The sequence below is a fragment of the Microbacterium sp. CCNWLW41 genome, from assembly GCF_037083505.1.
This window is the reverse complement of the sequence record NZ_JBAOJP010000001.1, coordinates 119,507-138,074: the sequence shown is the minus strand read 5'-3', so window position 1 is coordinate 138,074 and position 18,568 is coordinate 119,507. Positions and strand designations below refer to the sequence as shown.

Genomic DNA, 18,568 nt, shown 5'->3' with positions numbered 1-18,568 from the left:
ACTCCGGTGCGCAGCCGCGCCGACCGCATCTTCCGGCCGTCGACCCACGGCGGGATCAAGGACTCCCGCAGCTACACGGCCTTCCGGGTGGTCAACGGCGTCCTCATCGTCGCCATCTGCTTCATCACGCTGTACCCGTTCCTCAACGTCGTCGCGCAGGCGTTCAGCTCGGAGGCGTACATCAACTCGGGCCAGGTGAACCTGATCCCGATGGGATTCAACGTCACCACGTTCGGCTACGTGATGAGCGATCCGCTGTTCTGGCGCAACTACGGCAACACCGTGATCTACACGGTCGTCGCGACCGCGATCGCGATGGTGCTCACCACGTCGTTCGCCTACGCGCTGTCGAAGAGGCATCTGAAGGGGCGCGCCGTCTTCATCGGGATCGCCGTCTTCACGATGTTCTTCAACGGCGGACTGATCCCGAACTACATCCTCATCAACACCCTCGGGTTCAAGAACACGATCTGGGCGATCGTCATCCCCAACGCGATCAGCATCTTCAACCTGCTGGTGATGAAGGCCTTCTTCGAGAACTTCCCCGAGGACCTCGAGGAGGCCGCCGCGATCGACGGGCTCACCACCTACGGCATCCTGCTGCGAATCGTGCTGCCTCTCAGCAAGGCGGTGATCGCGACCATGGTGCTCTTCTACGCGGTCTCGTTCTGGAACTCGTGGTTCACGGCGTTCCTCTACATGGACCGGTCGGAGCTGTACCCCGTCACGGTCTACCTGCGGAATCTGCTTGCGGCTGCGACCGGCGGGGAGTCCCTCGGCGCGGGGATGGGCTCCGGCGAGACGGCGCAGGTCGCCTCCAACGTCAAGGCCGTGACGATGCTCCTCACCGTGCTGCCCATCGTGTGCCTCTACCCGTTCATCCAGAAGTACTTCGTCTCCGGGGTCATGCTCGGCTCCGTCAAGCAGTGACACCCTCCCCCGGAACCACCCCCAAGAAAGGAATCCCGATGACACAGCAGATACGACCGAAGGGACGCGCGCGACGCGGCGCGATGCTCGCCGGTGCGCTGCTCGCCGCCGGCGCCCTGGTCCTGAGCGGCTGCAGCGCGCCCGACGACGGCGGAGCCGCTGAAGGCGGCGACTTCGACTTCACCGGCAAGGACGTCGGGGCCATGGAGGACTACGGGGTCGGTGACACCTTCACTGCGACCGAGCCGCTCGAATTCGGGCTGTTCTATCGGGATCACCCCAACTACCCGATCGACGAGAACTGGCTGATCTTCGAAGAGCTCGAGGCGAACCAGAAAGTCACATTCGACGTCGTCAGCGCGCCGCTGTCGGAGTGGGATCAGCGCAAGTCGCTCGTGATCGGCGCCGGCGACGCGCCCGACATCATCTCCGTGACGTACCCGGGCCAAGAGGTCGCGTTCGTCTCGGGCGGTGCCATCCTCCCGGCGAGCGACTTCGTGCAGTACATGCCCAACTACATGGACAAGGTCGAGAAGTGGGACATGGAGGCCGACCTCGACCAGCTCCGTCAGGAGGACGGCAAGTACTACGTCTTCCCCGGTTTCCGTGAGGAGCCGCGTCCCGAATACTCGTACGCGGTGCGTACCGACATCTGGGAGGAGCTCGGCCTCAGCCTCGAGCCGGCGACCTTCGAGGAGTTCGCCGAGCAGCTCCGCACCGTCAAGGAGGCCTACCCGGACCTTTACCCCATGACCGACCGGTGGTCGGCCAACGGGCCGATCGAGGGCACGCTCGGCTTCGTGTCGCCGAACTTCGGCACCTCGGCGGGCTGGGGCTTCGGCGAGGGTCTGTGGTGGAACGGCGAGGAGTTCGAGTACACCGGCGCGACCGACGGCTATCGCGACCTGGTCGAGTACTACGCCTCGCTCGTCGAGGAGGGTCTTCTCGACCCCGAAGCCATCACGCAGGATGATGACCAGGCCCTGCAGAAGTTCGCGTCGGGCCAAGCCCTCGCGATCGGGACCAACGACCAGGAGATCGTGCGCTATCGGTCGACGATCGAAGAGCTCGGAACGGATGCCGAGATCGGCATGATCCGCGTGCCCGCAGGACCCGCCGGCGACAACTTCCAGTCCGGCCAGCGGCTCGTGAGCGGATTCATGCTCTCGTCGGAGGTCGCGGAGTCGGAGAACTTCCTCGCGCTGCTGCAGTTCCTGGACTGGCTCTACTACTCCGACGAAGGACTCGAGTTCGCCAAGTGGGGCGTCGAGGGCGTCACCTACGAGAAGGAGGGCGACGACACCTGGGTGCTCAACGAGAACATCACCGCGATGGGCCTCAACCCGGGCGCGCCTGAGAACCTGCAGGCCGACTATGGCTTCTCCAACGGCGTGTTCACGCTCGTGCACGGATCGACGCTCGCCCTCGACCGGTCGATGCTGCGACCGGAGGCGCTCGAGTTCGTCGAGTCGATGTCGTCCAAGAAGGTCCTCGAGCTGCCCCCGCCCGCACCGCTCGACGAGATCGAGCGCGAGCAGGTGTCGCTGTACCAGTCGGCGCTCAAGGACCACGTCTGGCAGAACACGGCGTCGTTCATCCTGGGCCAGCGCTCGATGGATGAGTGGGACGATTACGTCTCCGAGCTCGAGGGAATGAACATGCCCGCGTACCTCGACATCGTCAACGCCGCGCAGGAGCGCTACGCCGCGAACAACTGATACGGCCCGTGCGGCCCCGCGTCCTTGTCTGGACGCGGGGCCGTTCCCGCGACCGGACGCCGGCTTACGGCATCCGCCCTCTGCCACCCTGCCGAACCGCCACCTGGAGCCGCAAACGATGACACTCCCCGCCATGGACAAGATCCCCTACGGGGGCGACTACAACCCGGAGCAGTGGGCCGAGGAGGTGTGGGACGAGGACCACCGCGCCTTCGACCTCGCCGGCATCGACCTGCTGACCGTCGGGGTGTTCTCGTGGTCGCTGACCCAGCCCGACGAGGAGACCTACGACTTCTCGGTGCTCGACCGCATCATCGAGCGCGCCCACGCGGAGGGGCGGAAGGTCTGCCTGGCCACCGGGACGGCCGCGGTGCCGCCGTGGCTGGCGACCGCGTACCCCGACGTGTGCCGCGTCGACTTCGAGGGGCGCCGCCACGTCTACGGCGTGCGCCACAACGCCTGCACGAGCTCGCCGAACTACCGCCGGCTCGCCACGGCGATGGCCGGCCGGGTCGCCGAGAGGTACGCCGGTCATCCCGCGGTCGTCGCGTGGCACATCAACAACGAGTACGGCGGGCTGTGCTACTGCGAGCTGTGCGCGGCGGAGTTCCGCCTCTGGCTGCGGGACCGCTACGGATCGCTCGACCGCCTCAACGACGCGTGGAACGCCGCCTTCTGGTCGCACCGGTTCACGGACTGGGACCAGATCGTGCCGCCGAACACCCTCTCCGAGCACTGGAAGAGCCCGGACCACACGGCCTTCCAGGGGATCACGCTGGACTACCACCGGTTCAACACCGACAACATCCTGCGGTCGTACCGCGACGAGAAGGCGGCGATCCGCGAGCACTCGGACCTGCCTGCGACCACGAACATGATGGCGATCTACCGCCACCTGGACTACCACCGGTGGGCCGACGACCTGGACTTCGCCTCGTGGGACAACTACCCCACCGACGGGTCGCCGGTCTCGCGTCAGGCGCTCAGCCACGCGCTCATGCGCGGGATCAAGGGCGGCCAGCCGTTCTGGCTCATGGAGCAGACGCCGACCATGACATCCACGCGCGACTACAACCCGGTCAAGCGACCGGGCCAGATGAGGCTCTGGTCGTGGCAGGCCGTCGCCCACGGCTCGGACTCGGTGCTGTTCTTTCAGATGCGCCACAGCAAGGGGGCGTCGGAGAAGTACCACGGCGCGGTCCTCAACCACGCGGGCCGCACCGACACCCGGGCGTTCCGCGAGGTCGCGGACCTCGGCGCGGAGCTCGCGGCGGTCGGGGACCGGCTGCTGGGCTCGCGGACGCCGGCGCGGGTTGCCGTGCTGTTCGACTGGGACTCTTGGTGGGCCCTCGAGATCTCGGACGGGCCCAGTCGGTTCGTCAAGTACGAGAAGCAGATGGTGCTCTATCACGAGGCGCTGTGGCAGGCAGGCGCCGTGCTCGACGTCGTGCCGGTCAGCGCCGACCTGTCGGGCTACGACGTCGTGGTCGCCCCGTTCCTCCACATGGTCAAGGGCGACACCGCCGCCCGGCTCGAAGCGGTCGCACGCCGCGGCGGCACCGTCGTGACCACCGTCCTCTCGGGACGCGTGGACGAGGACGACAACGCCTTCCTCCTCGACGTTCCCGGTCCCCTCGCCCCGATCGTCGGCGTGCGGGTCGACGAGACCGATTCGCTGCCGCCGGCGCAGACGAACACCGTCGTGCTCTCGCGTCCCGGTGAGCCCGAGGTGCGCAGCGAGGCCTCCCTCGTCTTCGATCTGGTGATCCCGCAGGGCGCCGAGCCGGTCGGCTCCTACACGCAGGACTTCTACGCCGGCACGCCCGCCGTCACCCGGAACGACATCGGCGACGGCTCGGCCTGGTACGTCGGCGCCTGCCTCGACCAGCGCGGCGTCGACTGGGTGATCCGCCACGCGCTGGGGGAGCAAGGGCTGCTGGGAGTCTTCGCCGACGTGCCGGACCTCGAGCACACGACGCGCGAGATCGACGGGCGCCGGTACGAGTTCGTGCTCAACCACAGCGGAGCCGAGGTGGAGGTGGACTCCCCGTTCACCGGGACGGACATCCTGTCGGGGCGCGTCGTGACCGCCGGCGAGCCCCTGCGGCTCGGCGTGAACGGTGTGGCCGTGATCGAGGCGGGCTGATGCCGGGTGCGCCGACGCCCGGCAGGATGGATCGCGTGACCACTCCCGCGTCGTCTCCGGACCCTCGCCAGGGCGCGTTCTGGCGCGCGACGACGGTGGTGTACTGGTACGTCGTCGTCGAGTGCTGCTTCCTGCTGGCGGCCGCACCGGGGCTCGCCGGCATCCTGCTGCTCGAGCGTCATCCGAGCAACATCCCGCTGTACGCCCTGTGCCTCGTGCCGCTCGGCCCCGCGTTCTCGGCGGCCGTCTCGACGATGGCGGCGCGGGCGTCGGCCGACGAGGCGAACGTCTGGCCGCGATACTGGCGCGCGTATGTCCGCAACCTCCGCGACGTGCTCTGGGTCTGGATCCCTGCCCTCGCACTCGCGACGGTGCTCGGCACCACGATCGCCTTCGGCACGGCGGCGGGCGTGGACCTGTTCTTCGGAGGGGCCGCGATCGTGCTGCTGGTCGCCCTCGCGCTGTGGTCGTCGCACGCCCTGGTGATCGCGTCGTTCTTCCGCTTCCGAGCGCGCGACATCGCCCGCCTCGCGCTGTACTACCTCGCCGCGAAGCCGCTCGTGACCCTCGGCGCCGCCTCGTACCTCGTGCTGGCGACCGCGCTCGTGACGTTCGGGTCGGACTGGATGCTGGCGCTCGCCGCCGTCGTCTTCGCGGTGTTCGCGGGCGCCAACGCGCGTCCGATGATCGCCGACGTCACGGCCCGGTTCACCGCCGACGCCGAGTGACGCCGGTCGCGCTCAGAAGATCGTGCGCCCGGCCTCGTCGGCGATCCCGGACTTGCGCCAGAAGTACGTGTTGATCTGATCGCGCCACTCGGTCGCCGAACGCAGCTGCTCCGCGAAGCGCTCCCGCCCGCGGGCGTGCACGTCCTCCGGCAGGCGGCCTTGCAGCGCGTCCCACGCCGCCACCATCTCGCGCACGCGCTCGACGCCGGCGAAGTGGGTGTCGTAGATGTGCTGGATGACCGTCCGGCCGCTGTGGAGCCGGTGGGTGTAGGGCACGTGATGGAAGAAGAGGATCAGCTCGTCGGGCACCGTGTCGAGGGACTCGTACCGGCTCGCCCACGGCTCGGCGTACTGGCCCGCGTATCCGGTGCCGGTCGCCACCGTGCGGTCGACGCCGATGCCGTCGCGATCGGCGAAGTGGTACGTGCCCCACGCGGAGTACTCGTAACCGTCGACGTCGGGGCCGTAGTGGCGGTTCAGCGGGCTCACCATGAAGCACACGCCGAGGGGTGCGGTGTACGACTCGTACGTCCGCCACGAGTCGTCCAGGATCGAGCGGATGCCGCGGCGCGTCGTCTCGTCCTCACCGAAGGTGAGTGCGATCCACTCGTCCAGGATCGTCCCGGGCTCGAGTGCCGGATCCCACGCCAGTCGCCCGTAGGCGTACAGGTTGGCCTGCGCGAGCGGGTGGCCCGTCCAGAACGCGTCCGCGCCCACGTTCGCCACCGCCGCGATCCCACCGCGGACGATCTGGGCGAGCTCCGGCCCGTCGTCGCCGGTCGGCCGGAACGCGAGGATCTCGCTCCACTGCGGGCCGAGGTACACCGCGTGCTGCTGCTGGCCGGTGTACTCCTGCGTCACCTGCAGCTCAAGGGCGACCCGCGTGCGGGTCATCGCCGGGATGACCGGCGAGACCGGCTCCCGCACCTGGAAGTCGAGCGGGCCGAACTTCACCTGCAGCACGACGTTGTCGTCGAAGCGTCCGTCGAGGGGCGCGAAGGTGTCGTAGGCGGCGCGCGCCCGGTCGGTCGTGCGGTCGCGCCAGTCCTGCCGGTGGTTGTAGACGAACGCCCGCCAGTGCACGAGGCCGTCGTGCGGCGCCAGCGCGCGGGCGAGCATGTTCGCGCCGTCGGCGTGGTCGCGGCCATACGCGTAGGGCCCGGGCTGCCCCTCCGAATCGGCCTTCACCAGGAACCCGCCGAAGTCGGGGATCCGCGCGTAGACGCGGGCCGCGGCATCCGTCCACCAGCGCTGCACTGCGGGATCGAGCGGATCCGAGGTGTCCAGATCGCCCAGCGTCAGCGGTGACGCGAAGTTGATCGACAGGTGCGTCCGGATGCCCCAGGGGCGGAAGATCGCGGCCAGGCGCTCGACGCTGCCGAGGTCGTCGGTGAGCAGGCGTGCCTCGCGCCGCCCGACGTTGACGTTGTTGATCGTGACGCGGTTGATGCCGATCGACGCGAGCAGCCGCGCGTAGCGCTCGACGCGCGAGAGGTCGTCACGCAGCATCCCGTCCTCGTAGAAGACCGACCCGTCGGCATAGCCGCGCTCGACCTGCCCCATATAGGGATGGACCGCGACGTTGTCCCAGTGGTCCAGCATCCGCAGCTCGTGCAGCGGCTCGTGCCGCGTGGTCCCGTCGCCGCCGCCGAGTGCGAGGTGCCGCACGTGGTGGAACCAGCCGTAGAGCGCTCCGTTCGGCCCGCCGTACGCGACCACGACCCGGCCATCCCGCACCTCGTGGACGAAGCCCTCGGCGCCCAGTCCGGCGGTCGGCAGATCCGCGAGACCGTGAGCGGCGGCGTCGTCGGCCGACAGGATCAGCACGTCCGCAGCGGTTGTGGCATCCGTCATCCCCGCCCTCGCCGCCTCGGCGCGGACGGTGTCGACCACGTCCCCTTCCCCGAGGACGGAGACGGTGCGGCCGCGCAGGGCCGCCAGGCGGTCGTCGGGCAGCCACATCGGGTGCTCGCGCACGGGATGGCCGGATGCGTCGGAAGTCATGCGTACCTCATCGTCGGTGGTGGGGGATGGATGCCGGCGCCCGGGGCTCACCAGTCGTGGACGGTGCCGTCGACCAGCCTCGCCGCGGGCAGGAAGGCGGGTTCGTAGGGGAAGCGCTCGGCGGCCGCGTCGTCGTAGTCGACGCCGAGCCCCGGGGAATCGCCCGGGTGCAGGAAGCCGTCGGCGAAGCGGTACGACGTGCGGAAGACCTCGTGGGTCAGCTCGTGGTGCGCCATGTGCTCCTGGATTCCGAAGTTGTGGATCGCCAGGCCCAGGTGCAGGGCGGCCGACATCCCCACCGGCGAGATGTCGGTGGGGCCGTGGCTTCCCGACTTGACCTGGTACTGCGCGGCGAAGTCGAACAGGCGCTTCAGGTGCGTGATGCCGCCGGTGTGGGTGACCGACGCGCGGACGTAGTCGATGAGCTGCTCCTGGATGAGGGTCCGGAAGTCCCACACCGAGTTCAGCACCTCGCCGATCGCCAACGGCGTCGTCGTGTGCCGGCGCACGAGCCGGAGCGACTCCTGGTTCTCCACCGGGGTGCAGTCCTCCAGCCAGAACAGGTCGTAGGGCTCGAGCGCGCGCCCGAGCCGCCCCGCCTCGATCGGAGTCAGGCGATGGTGCACATCGTGCAGGAGCATCACCTCGGGCCCGAACTCGGCCCGTGCCCACTCGAAGAGCTCGGGGGCGTACCGCAGGTAGCGACGCGAGTCCCACCCCTCCTCGATGTGGAGGCCTGCGCGCTTGGCGGGCTCGTAGGTGTAACGACCGCCGCTCGCACGCGCGGAGGCGATGCCGTACCCGCCGCCCATCCCGGGCACCGCGACCTGCAGCCGGATCGCGCGATACCCCTCGTCGAGGCGCGCGCGGACGGAATCGCCGAGGTCCTCCAGGTCGGCGCCCGACGCGTGCGCGTAGACGAGGCATCCGTCGCGGGACGCTCCGCCCAGCAGCTGGTGGACCGGCATGCCCGCGAGCCGGCCCTTGATGTCCCACAGTGCCATGTCCACCGCGGCGACGGCGCTCATCGTGACCGGTCCGCGGCGCCAGTATGCCGAGCGGTACAGGAACTGCCAGGTGTCTTCGATGCGGTGCGCGTCTCGACCGATGAGCAGCGGCACGACGTGGTCGCGCAGGTAGGACGCGACGGCGAGCTCGCGGCCGTTCAGCGTGGCGTCGCCGAGGCCCACCACGCCGTCGTCGGTCGTGATGCGCAGGGTGACGAAGTTGCGGGACGGACTGCTGACCAGCACCTCCGCCGATCGGATGCGCGCGACCGTCGTCATGCGAGCGCCTCGGACGCCGGGTGGGACACCGCGCCGGCTGCCGCCTGGGCCGCGCCGGCGCGTCTCGGCGCGGGGTAGCTCTCGCGCGGCAGGGTGTAGGCGAGCTCGACCGCCGACTCGATGGCCTCGTCGAGGTCGAGCCGGTGCTCGGCGACCAGCCGGGCGAGATGCCCGGCGTCGATGCGGCGCGAGAGGTCGTGACGGGCGGGGATGGAGCAGAAGGCGCGGGTGTCGTCGACGAACCCGCTCGTGTTGCGCAGGCCCGCGGTGTCTCCGATCGCCTCACGGAATCGGCGCATGGCGTCGGGCGTGTCGAGGAACCACCACGGCGCGCCGAGGCGCATCGCGGGGTACACGCCGGCGAGCGGGGCGAGCTCGCGCGAGTAGACCGTCTCATCCACGGTGAAGACGATGAGACGGAAGTCCTCGTGGTGACCGAACGCCTCGAGCACGGGACGCAGCGCGCGCGTGAACTCGGCGGCGACCGGGACGTCGTAGCCGATGTCGTGCCCGAAGCGCTCCGCGACGCCGCGGTCATGGTCGCGCATGACGCCGGGGTGCAGCTGCATCACCAGGCCGTCGTCGGTGGCCATCTCGGCCATCGCGAACAGCATGTGGCCGGTGAACGCAGACGCGGATGCCGGATCGATGCCGCCGTCACGTGCCGCGGCGAACAGCCTGCGGGCCTCGTCGGTCTCGAGCGGCGCCATGACGGCGGAGCGGTGACCGTGATCGGAGGCGCGGGCGCCCGCGTCCGCGAATGCCCGCCGTCGCGCGCGGAGGGCGTCGACGTAGCCGTCATAGTCGTGCGCGTCGATCCCCGCGCTCTCGCTGAGGGCATCGAGCTGCCGGGTCCAGTCCCCGCGCACAGGCTCCAGGAGCGGGTCGGGTCGGAACGTCGGGATGACCCGGTCTCCCCACCCGTCCGCCGCCAGCCGGCCGTGGCCTGCGAGGTCGGAGGTGGCCGGGTCCGTCGTCGCGAGCAGCTCGATGCCGAAGCGCTCGAACAGCGCCCGCGGTCGGTACTCCGGGCGGCCGAGACGGTCCGCGATGTGGTCGTAGAGGGCATCCGCCGTCTCGGGGGAGGGGCGCTGCGGCGCCTCGAAGACCTCGGCGAGGACGTGCTCGAGCCAGAAGCGGGTGGGCGTGCCGCGCAGCGCCGGCCAGCCGGCGCAGAAGCGCCGCCAGATCGCGCGCGGGTCGGTCTCGACCGCCGCGCCGCGTGAGGCCCCCGCGCCGAGGTCGGCCACCGTGCGCACCCCCGAATCCCGCACCGCTCCGGGTGCGGTGGATTGCGAGACCAGCATGCGCACCAGGTAGTGGTCGGGGCTCACGAGCAGCGACGACGGGTCGGAGAAGGCCTCGTCGTCGGCGAGCATGTCGACGTCGACGTGACCGTGCATCGAGACGATGGGAAGCGCCGCCGTCCGATCGAGGATGCGACGGGCCAGAGCCCGCACGCCGGGGTCCGCCGGCAGGGCGCGATCGGGGTGCAAACGCTGCTGGGCGGTGGGCGCGTCGTCGCGGCCGTGGACCGACATGGGGGAGCTCCTCACGAATGTAAACGTTATTATCCTAGTGTCCATCTCGCATTCCGTCACCGGCGGTTGGGATGATGGAGCTCTGAACCGCTAGCGAGGTGTCCGTTCGACATGGTGACCGTCCACGACGTCGCGGCCCGATCGGGTGTCTCGATCGCCACCGTGTCGCGCACGCTGCGCGAGCCGCATCGGGTCTCGGGCGACACCCGCGACCGGGTCCTCGCCGCGATCGACGAGCTGGGGTACCGGCCCAATCGCGCCGCGGCGAGCCTGCGCCGCGGCCGCACCGGCGTCATCGCGCTCGTCGTCCCCGACATCGAGAACCCCTACTTCTCGTCGATGACCAAGGGCGCCCAGGCCACGTCGCGCGAGCGCGGGTACGGTCTGGTCGTGGTCGACACCACCGAACGCGCCGACGTCGAGGATGAGGAGATCCGCGCGCTGCGCTCGCAGATCGACGGGCTGATCCTCGTCTCGTCGCGGCTGTCGGACGAACGGCTGGCCGAGGTGGTCGCCGGGAACACGTGCGTCCTCATCAACCGCGATCTCGGCGACGACGGTCCGGCGACGCCGTCGGTGACGATCGACGAGTCGGCGGCGGGCCGGGCGGCCGTCGAGCACCTGTACGGGCTCGGCCATCGGCGCATCACATACGTCGGCGGCCCGGTGACCTCGTGGTCGCAGGCCCGCCGCTCGCGCAGCATCGCCGAGGCTTCGGCCGTTCACCCCGATCTCGCCCTGCACCAGCTGGACGACTGCACGCCGACGTCTGCCGGCGGGCGGGCGGTCGCCGACCGCGCGCTGCAGACCGGAGCGACGGCCGTCATCGCCTACAACGACCTGGTCGCGCTCGGGATGCTGGCGCAGTGGTCCGAGTCGGGGATCCGCGTGCCCGGCCAGGTGAGCCTCGTCGGCTTCGACAACACGTTCGTGACGGGGCTCGCCTCGCCGCCGCTCACGAGCGTCGGGGCCGACCTGCGCGAGCTGGGCGACGCCGCGGTCGAGCTGCTGCTCGAGCGGATCGACGCGCGCGGCGCGAATCCCGAGGGCGACATCCACCGGTCGCTTCACCCGCGGCTCGCCGTCCGCGCCTCCACGGCGCCGCCGGGCTGAGCCGCCGCGCCCGCGGGAGCAGGGGCCGACGCCGTCGAGTGGTCACCCTCGCGGGGAGGGGCGTCGACGGCATTCGACTGCGCCCCCGCCGTGACGGGGTGATCGGAGCCGACCGCCCTGGCCACCGCCTCGTCGATCCGACGCTGCACGCGCGCGGACGACCTTCGGCGCGCTCGCACGGTCAGGACGATCGCCCCCGACACTGCGGCGAGCAGGAGGATCTGCGACCACGGCACCGTCCAGACGGTGAACGACGTCGTCGACGCGGCGACCGTCCCCGGGAGCACGTCCTCGCCGACCGCCTCAGGTGTCACCTGCACTCCGCCGAAGCCGAGGAGAAGGGGCCAGACGTCGAACGTCGAGGAGGCCCGCACGACCTCGCCGGGGAGGACTTCGCGGATCGTCGTCGCTTCCGACACGGGTGCGATGCCGAACGGTCCCACGATCGTGGTGGTGGAGGTCGCACCGAGACGGACGTTGCCGGCATTGCCGAGGGTGTACTCGACGCGAGCCGTGCCGGGCGAGAACGGGTTCCACGACGGCTCGTAGGTGACCGAGACGGCATCGGCGGCGAGCGCGGTCACGACCGGCCCGTCGACCCGCAGATGCACGCGCACGCCCACGCGGCTCGCCATCTCGACGCCGGAACCCTCGGCGGGCACGAACTGCGCCACGAGTCCGGCGGGGTGATCGCCCGGTGAGGCGTCGGCGGGCACGGCGATCCGCAGAGGGATGACCACCGTCTCCTCGGCGGGTACCTCGATCGTCAGGGTCTCGCCCGGAGAGGGATCGTCGTCGCCGACGGCGCCGATGTCGATCCACGCACCGCCGTCGACAGGACGCTCGCCGGGAGGCAGCAGGTCGAAGCTGCCGTCGGGGGTGACGATCCCGTCGCTCGCGTAGACCGCGAACGTCGCGGGGTGCGGGCTGAAGTTGGTGAGGGCCACCTGATCGTCAGCGTTCCCGCCCGGCTCGATGACGTGGCGCAGGGAGATGCGGTCGTCGGCTCCGCTGTCGCCGTCTGTGCCGGCTGGGGAGAGCGACCAGGTCGTGCCGGGAGCGGTGTCATCGGCCACGGCACCGGACGGTGCCGCGATGATCAGGCCGACGAGGATCGCCGCTCCGGCACGGGGGAGCAGATGGGGGATATTCATCGCGGACTCCGATGTGAGCGGGGGGATACGTCGATGGGTGATGCGGGAAGGGGGCGCGGCCGACCTGGGGCGGCCGGCCGCGCCGGGTGGGGTGCGGGTCAGTCCTCGGGGAAGAGGGTGACGGTCAGCACGCCCGCATATGTGCCGGGTGCGGTGTCCACCGGCATCTCGAGGGCGAGGTCCGCGCTGAGCTCCGTCGAGCCGAACCGGCCTTCAGTCGACGCCCCCGCGAGCTGACTCGGGCCTGCCAGACCCGTGCCGCCGTCGAGGATCGTCGGCACCGCGTCACCCGCGGTCACCCCCGCACGCGGGGTGAGGACCTCGGGCGACCACCCGAGATGCCCGGCGCCCAGCACTTCTCCGCCCGCGTCGAAGTCGCTCGCCTGGCCCGAGACCGACCAGCCGCCGTCTCCCGCCTGCTCTGCGTTGCGCGAGTCGGTGACCGTCACGACGGGAAGCTCCCCCTCGAACCGGATCCGGTCGCCCGCGTTCGCGCCCTCTTCCAGCACGACCCCCTCGCCGAAATCGGCCACCGTCATCGACAGCGAGCCGGGCTCGCCGGGCTCGGCCACGGTCGCTTCGAGCGGGATCCCCTCGCCCGCCGGCTCCTGCGGCTCGACGACGAGCGTCACGAGCGACCGCGCGGGCAGCTCGAGGTCGGTCTTGCCGTCGGCGGTCGTGGCGATGCCCTCGCTCTGGACCAGCTGGTGGGTCTGGTCGTTCAAGTAAACCGTGGGCTGGCTGTCGATGTCGATGTCGGTCGAGATGGGCACGGTGCCGTTGTTCAGCAGCTGCACCACCCGCGTGCCGTCGGCGTTGTCGAACGCCGCGACCTTGAGGTCCGCAATGCCGTGCACCGCGTCGAAACGCACCGCCTCGGGGCGGATGAACCGGCTGAACGCGGCCATCCCGTAAAGCCGCGCACCCACCGTGTAGGTGTCGTTCTCGACGTCCACCACCATGAGGGATCCGGATCCGCCCTGGCTCACACCGAGCCACCACAGGTAGCCGGTCGCGTTCGCACGGGTCAGGGTGTCCATCATGTGATCCACCATGCGGATGCCGTCCGAGCCGGCGCCGGGGCTGCCGTCCCAGTTCGCGTTGAACTGCGTGAGGCCGGCCACGGAGGCGGCCCACTCCGACATCCAGAGCGGCTTGTCGGTCTCGAAGGTGGTGTCCGAGCGGCTGGCGTAGGAGTGAGCGGTGAGGACGTCGACCCACTGCGCCGCCTCGGCATCCTCCTGGATCGCACTGTGGTAGTTCTTGCCCTGACTCCAGCCGAACGACTCGCAGCACAGCAGGTCGTAGCCCGCAGCGTCGAAGACCGGTCCCGCCGTCTTGGTGAACTCGACCGCCTGCGCCGGAGTCAGCCGCATGGCCTCGTAGGTCGCGGTGTAGTCCGGCTCGTTCGCGAACGCGAGCCCGTCGATCTCGACGCCCTCCTGCTTGTAGAAGTCCGCCCAGGCGACGAGATAGTCGGCGTAGGCGTCCGTCCAATCCCCGCTCTCGCAGGTCGCACCGCTCAGACCGCACAGCGTTCCGCCGCTGGTGGGCGAGTTGTTCGTCTTCATGTAGCCGGGCGCGGTCCAGGCGTTGCCGTAGATGTACTCGACGCCGGCGGCCTCGGCCTCCTGGGCGAACCAGACCTGGCCGTTGTCGTAGCCGTCCCACTGATAGTTCGGCTCGGCATCCGGGCCGCCCGGGTCGGTGGGCTGGATCGACTGCATGACGTCGTACGTGTTGATCGACTGCCCGCCGATGCCGAGCCGGAGGATGGACGGGTCGACGCCCGTATCGCCGAGCAAGAGCTCGACGGCTTCCGCCTTCTTCTCGTCCGAGAGCAGGTTCAGGCGGTGCGTGCGCTGGAAGGCGGCGGAGTAGCCGAAGCCGTCGATGGTCTGCTGCACACTTTCGGGCTGCAGGTCGATCTCCGTCGCGTCATTGGCTGTGGCGATGGTGGGAACGGCCAGGGCCGATCCTGTCAGTGCCACAGCGGCGACTAACGACAATGTCTTCTTCACAGTTCTCCTTCGAAACTGTCGGCGTGTAATGTAAACGTTAACCTAGCCATGCGATGGAGCGAGGGTCAACGACTTTTATCCCTTTGATCAGGCACTGAACGCGCGGACCGCGGCCCGACCCCGCGGAGGCTCTTCCGCTCGCTCCTGCGCCCGGTTCTGGGAACGAATCGACGGTCTCGTCTCGATCGAGCGAACTGTGAAGGCGCAGAAATGAAACTTTCGGAACCCGCCGAGCTCGAGGCGACCACGGCCGGCGTCGCCGAGCAGTCCTCATTGCGGAACGCCATCGCCACCGACTCCGACATCGTCGAGACGCTCGTCGCGCGCATGTCGCTCGACGAGAAGCTCGCCCAGCTCTACGGGGTGTGGGTGGGGGCCTCCGATGAAGGGAACGACGTCGCGCCCCACCAGCACGACGTGGAGGATCCCGTCGACCTCGACGCCCTGCTTCCGGCGGGCCTCGGTCAGCTCACAAGGCCGTTCGGCACCAAGCCGGTCGACGCCGGCGTCGGCGCGCTGTCCCTCATGCGCACGCAGCAGCGGTTGCGCGCGGCATCCCGCTTCGGCATCCCCGCCGTGGCCCACGAGGAGTGCCTCGCCGGGTTCGCCGCCTGGGGGGCGACGGCGTACCCCGTGCCGCTGAGCTGGGGGGCTACCTTCGACCCCGAGCTCGTGCAGCAGATGGCGCGGCACATCGGCGACGACATGCGCTCGGTGGGCGTGCATCAGGGTCTCGCGCCCGTGCTCGACGTGGTCCGCGACGCGCGGTGGGGCCGGGTCGAAGAGACGATCGGCGAGGACCCGCACCTGGTGGCGACGATCGCGACCGCGTACGTGACCGGTCTCGAGTCCGCCGGCATCGTCGCGACCCTCAAGCACTTCGTCGGCTACTCGGCATCCAAAGGCGGCCGCAACCTGGCGCCCGTGTCGGTCGGCGCGCGTGAGCTGCAGGACGTCCTGCTTCCCCCGTTCGAGATGGCGGTGCGCGAGAGCGGCGTCCGCAGCGTCATGAACTCGTACGCCGACATCGACGGCGTCCCGACCGCCGCCGACAGGTCCCTGCTCACCGACCTGCTGCGCGACGAGTGGGGCTTCGAGGGCACGGTGGTCGCCGACTACTTCTCCATCGCGTTCCTCAAGCTCCTCCACGGGGTGGCCGATTCGTGGGCGGATGCCGCGGGCGCGGCGCTGGCGGCGGGCATCGATGTCGAGCTGCCGACCGTGAAGACCTTCGGTGAGCCGCTGCGGCGCGCCGTGGAGGAGGGAGTCGTCGATGCGGACCTCGTCGATCGCGCCCTGCGTCGCGTGCTGCGCCAGAAGGAGCAGCTCGGGCTCCTCGACGAGGCCTGGTCGGCCGTTCCGGACGCGCTCGCGGGCGCGGACCTGTCGTCGCCCGAAGCGGTGCGCGGCACCGTCGACCTCGATCCGCCCCGCAACCGCGCGCTGGCGGCGCGGCTCGCGGAGGAGGCGATCGTGCTCCTCCGCAACGACGGCACCCTCCCGCTCGCCCGGCCCGCGACGATCGCGGTCATCGGCCCCAATGCCGACGACCCCTACGCGATGCTCGGGTGCTACTCGTTCCCGACGCACGTCGTGACGCAGCACCCGGGAACCGAGATGGGCATCCGCATCCCGACCCTCCTCGACGCGCTGCACGAGGAGTTCCCGGGAGCGCGGATCATCCACGCGCGCGGCACCTCCGTCGACGGGGGAGAGCGCGACGGCTTCGAGGCCGCCCTCGTCGCCGCCCGCGACGCCGACGTCGCCGTGGTGGCGCTCGGGGACCGCGCCGGCCTCTTCGGACGGGGGACGAGCGGCGAGGGATGCGATGCGCCCTCGCTGGATCTGCCCGGTGCGCAGCAGCAGCTGCTCGATGCCGTCCTCGACACCGGCACCCCCGCCGTCGCCGTGCTGCTGGCCGGTCGTCCCTACGCCCTCGGACGCGCGGCGAGCGAAGCGGCGGGAGTGATCGAGGCGTTCTTCGCGGGCGAAGAGGGCGCGGCGGCGATCGCCGGGGTGCTGAGCGGACGGGTCAACCCGAGCGGGCGCCTGCCCGTCAGCGTGCCGTCGTCGCCCGGCAGCCAGCCGACGACGTACCTCGCTGCCAAGCTGGCGCGCCGCACCGACGTCTCGAACATCGACCCGACGGCGGCATTCCCGTTCGGCCACGGGCTGTCGTACACGTCGTTCGCGTGGTCGCCGCTCACCGCGGACGCCGCCGAGATCGCGACGGACGGCGAGCTGACGGTCGGCCTGCGCGTGACCAACGAAGGGAAGCGCGCCGGCAGCGACGTGGTGCAGCTGTACCTCCACGACCCTGTCGCCTCGGTGGCGCGGCCGCTGCAGAAGCTGATCGCCTACGCTCGGGTGTCCCTCGAGCCGGGTGAGGCTGCCGACGTCCGCTTCCGCGTGCACGCCGACCTCTCCGCGTATACCGGCTCGGCGGGCGAGCGCGTCGTCGACGCCGGCGAGATCGTGCTCTCGGCCGGCAGGTCCAGCGGCGACCTCGTCTCGGCGCACCCGGTGGTGCTCGCGGGGCCGGAGCGGCGGGTGGATCACCGTCGGCGACTGCGCGCCGGGATCGACGTCTCGCCGGCCGTCGACGAGGAGTGATGCCGCTGGACGGGGCATCCGTTCTGGTATAGGTTGTCGTCAGCAACATTTACCCGCAAAGGAGCGTCATGCCCACCCCCACCCGCGACGACAAGTTCTCGTTCGGCCTCTGGACGATCGGCTACAACGGCACCGACCCCTTCGGCGGGCCGACCCGTCCCGCCCTCGATGTCGTGCACGCGGTCGAGAAGCTCGCCGAGCTCGGCGCCTACGGACTCACGTTCCACGACGACGACCTGTTCGCCTTCGGCTCGACCGACGCCGAGCGTCAGACCCAGATCGACCGCCTCAAGGGCGCCCTCGCCGACACCGGCCTCATCGTGCCCATGGTGACGACCAACCTCTTCTCCGCTCCGGTGTTCAAGGACGGCGGCTTCACCTCGAACGACCGCGGCGTGCGTCGCTACGCCCTGCGCAAGGTGTTCCGCCAGCTCGACCTCGGCGCCGAGCTCGGTGCCAAGACCTTCGTGATGTGGGGCGGACGCGAGGGCGCCGAGTACGACTCGGCCAAGGACATCCGCGCCGCCCTCGAGCGCTACCGCGAGGCCGTCAACCTCCTCGGCGATTACGTCACCGACAAGGGCTACGACATCCGCTTCGCCATCGAGCCCAAGCCCAACGAGCCCCGCGGCGACATCCTGCTGCCGACGCTCGGCCACGCGATCGCGTTCATCGACTCGCTCGAGCGTCCCGAGCTGGTCGGCCTCAACCCCGAGGTCGGCCACGAGCAGATGGCCGGCCTCAACTTCGCCGCCGGCATCGCGCAGGCGCTGTTCCACGGCAAGCTCTTCCACATCGACCTCAACGGTCAGCGCGGCATCAAGTACGACCAGGACCTCGTGTTCGGCCACGGCGACCTGCACAACGCGTTCGCGCTGGTCGACCTGCTCGAGAACGGCGGCCCCGGCGGCGTCCCCGCCTACGACGGCCCGCGTCACTTCGACTACAAGCCGTCGCGCACCGAGGACGAGACCGGTGTCTGGGACTCCGCGGCGGCCAACATGCGCACCTACCTGCTGCTCAAGGAGCGCGCCGCGGCCTTCCGTGCCGACCCCGAGGTGCAGGAGGCGCTCGAAGCCGCCCGCGTGCCGGAGCTGTCGGTCCCCACCCTCAACGAGGGCGAGAGCTACGACGACTTCCTCGCCGACCGTTCGGCGTACGAGGACTTCGACGCCGATGCCTACCTCGGTGGCAAGGGCTTCGGCTTCGTCCGCCTGCAGCAGCTGGCCACCGAGCACCTGCTCGGCGCCCGCGGCTGAGGCATCCGTCCGTCGTCATACGCCCCGGCGCGCCCCCTCCCGTCGTTCACGTGCG

At 70.2% G+C, this 18,568-nt stretch carries 12 protein-coding genes; 7 read left to right on the top strand and 5 right to left on the bottom strand.

Annotation, left to right across the window (positions count from 1 at the left end; translation table 11 throughout):
- Window positions 1-6: 6 nt before the first annotated feature.
- The 4 genes from V6R91_RS00520 (at window position 7) to V6R91_RS00505 (ending at window position 5,522) form a co-directional block, all read left to right on the top strand.
- Window positions 7-930 carry a carbohydrate ABC transporter permease gene (locus V6R91_RS00520; protein ID WP_378880243.1) on the top strand — a complete coding sequence of 308 codons (924 nt, stop codon included), beginning with the start codon at window positions 7-9 and terminating at the stop codon, window positions 928-930.
- Between the two features lie 38 nt (window positions 931-968).
- A complete protein-coding gene (locus tag V6R91_RS00515) occupies window positions 969-2,648 on the top strand; it encodes an ABC transporter substrate-binding protein (protein ID WP_336393643.1) in 1,680 nt (559 codons plus the stop codon).
- Window positions 2,649-2,781: 133 nt separating this feature from the next.
- Window positions 2,782-4,794, top strand: coding sequence for a beta-galactosidase (locus tag V6R91_RS00510; RefSeq protein ID WP_336393642.1), 2,013 nt, complete (start codon window positions 2,782-2,784; stop codon window positions 4,792-4,794).
- Between the two features lie 35 nt (window positions 4,795-4,829).
- Window positions 4,830-5,522 (top strand): DUF624 domain-containing protein, encoded by a 693-nt coding sequence (locus V6R91_RS00505; protein ID WP_336393641.1) that lies wholly within the window; start codon window positions 4,830-4,832, stop codon window positions 5,520-5,522.
- Between the two features lie 12 nt (window positions 5,523-5,534).
- Here the strand turns inward: V6R91_RS00505 and V6R91_RS00500 are convergent, their stop codons facing one another.
- From V6R91_RS00500 to uxaC, 3 genes are read right to left on the bottom strand one after another with little or no spacing between them, the layout of a single operon-like run.
- Entirely contained in the window at window positions 5,535-7,526 is a 1,992-nt protein-coding gene (locus V6R91_RS00500; RefSeq protein WP_336393640.1) for an alpha-glucuronidase, read from the bottom strand.
- A 47-nt stretch (window positions 7,527-7,573) separates the two neighbouring features.
- Window positions 7,574-8,812 (bottom strand): D-mannonate dehydratase ManD, encoded by a 1,239-nt coding sequence (gene manD, locus V6R91_RS00495; RefSeq protein ID WP_336393639.1) that lies wholly within the window; start codon window positions 8,810-8,812, stop codon window positions 7,574-7,576.
- Entirely contained in the window at window positions 8,809-10,353 is a 1,545-nt protein-coding gene (uxaC, locus tag V6R91_RS00490) for a glucuronate isomerase (RefSeq protein ID WP_336393638.1), read from the bottom strand. Before uxaC ends, manD begins: the two co-directional genes overlap by 4 nt.
- Window positions 10,354-10,464: 111 nt before the next feature.
- Here uxaC and V6R91_RS00485 point away from each other — a divergent pair, with 111 nt between their 5' ends.
- Window positions 10,465-11,466: a LacI family DNA-binding transcriptional regulator gene (locus tag V6R91_RS00485; protein WP_336393637.1), complete on the top strand. Its 1,002-nt coding sequence runs from the start codon at window positions 10,465-10,467 to the stop codon at window positions 11,464-11,466.
- Here V6R91_RS00485 and V6R91_RS00480 read toward each other — a convergent pair.
- Both V6R91_RS00480 and V6R91_RS00475 read right to left on the bottom strand, forming a co-directional pair.
- Window positions 11,421-12,620 carry a COG1470 family protein gene (locus tag V6R91_RS00480; RefSeq protein ID WP_336393636.1) on the bottom strand — a complete coding sequence of 400 codons (1,200 nt, stop codon included), beginning with the start codon at window positions 12,618-12,620 and terminating at the stop codon, window positions 11,421-11,423. The genes V6R91_RS00485 and V6R91_RS00480 overlap by 46 nt on opposite strands.
- 98 nt (window positions 12,621-12,718) lie before the next feature.
- Entirely contained in the window at window positions 12,719-14,611 is a 1,893-nt protein-coding gene (locus V6R91_RS00475; RefSeq protein WP_336393635.1) for a glycoside hydrolase family 30 protein, read from the bottom strand.
- Between the two features lie 240 nt (window positions 14,612-14,851).
- Here V6R91_RS00475 and V6R91_RS00470 point away from each other — a divergent pair, with 240 nt between their 5' ends.
- Window positions 14,852-17,254: a glycoside hydrolase family 3 N-terminal domain-containing protein gene (locus tag V6R91_RS00470; RefSeq protein WP_336393634.1), complete on the top strand. Its 2,403-nt coding sequence runs from the start codon at window positions 14,852-14,854 to the stop codon at window positions 17,252-17,254.
- A 68-nt stretch (window positions 17,255-17,322) separates the two neighbouring features.
- Window positions 17,323-18,513, top strand: coding sequence for a xylose isomerase (gene xylA / locus V6R91_RS00465; protein WP_336393633.1), 1,191 nt, complete (start codon window positions 17,323-17,325; stop codon window positions 18,511-18,513).
- The last annotated feature ends 55 nt before the right edge of the window (window positions 18,514-18,568 follow it).

Coding starts and splice junctions, on each gene's coding strand:
- manD (WP_336393639.1), bottom strand. CDS start 8,812: ATGACGACGGTCGCGCGCATCCGATCGGCGGAGGTGCTGGTCAGCAGT.
- V6R91_RS00470 (WP_336393634.1), top strand. CDS start 14,852: ATGAAACTTTCGGAACCCGCCGAGCTCGAGGCGACCACGGCCGGCGTC.
- uxaC (WP_336393638.1), bottom strand. CDS start 10,353: ATGTCGGTCCACGGCCGCGACGACGCGCCCACCGCCCAGCAGCGTTTG.
- V6R91_RS00510 (WP_336393642.1), top strand. CDS start 2,782: ATGGACAAGATCCCCTACGGGGGCGACTACAACCCGGAGCAGTGGGCC.
- V6R91_RS00515 (WP_336393643.1), top strand. CDS start 969: ATGACACAGCAGATACGACCGAAGGGACGCGCGCGACGCGGCGCGATG.
- xylA (WP_336393633.1), top strand. CDS start 17,323: ATGCCCACCCCCACCCGCGACGACAAGTTCTCGTTCGGCCTCTGGACG.
- V6R91_RS00500 (WP_336393640.1), bottom strand. CDS start 7,526: ATGACTTCCGACGCATCCGGCCATCCCGTGCGCGAGCACCCGATGTGG.
- V6R91_RS00485 (WP_336393637.1), top strand. CDS start 10,465: ATGGTGACCGTCCACGACGTCGCGGCCCGATCGGGTGTCTCGATCGCC.
- V6R91_RS00480 (WP_336393636.1), bottom strand. CDS start 12,620: ATGAATATCCCCCATCTGCTCCCCCGTGCCGGAGCGGCGATCCTCGTC.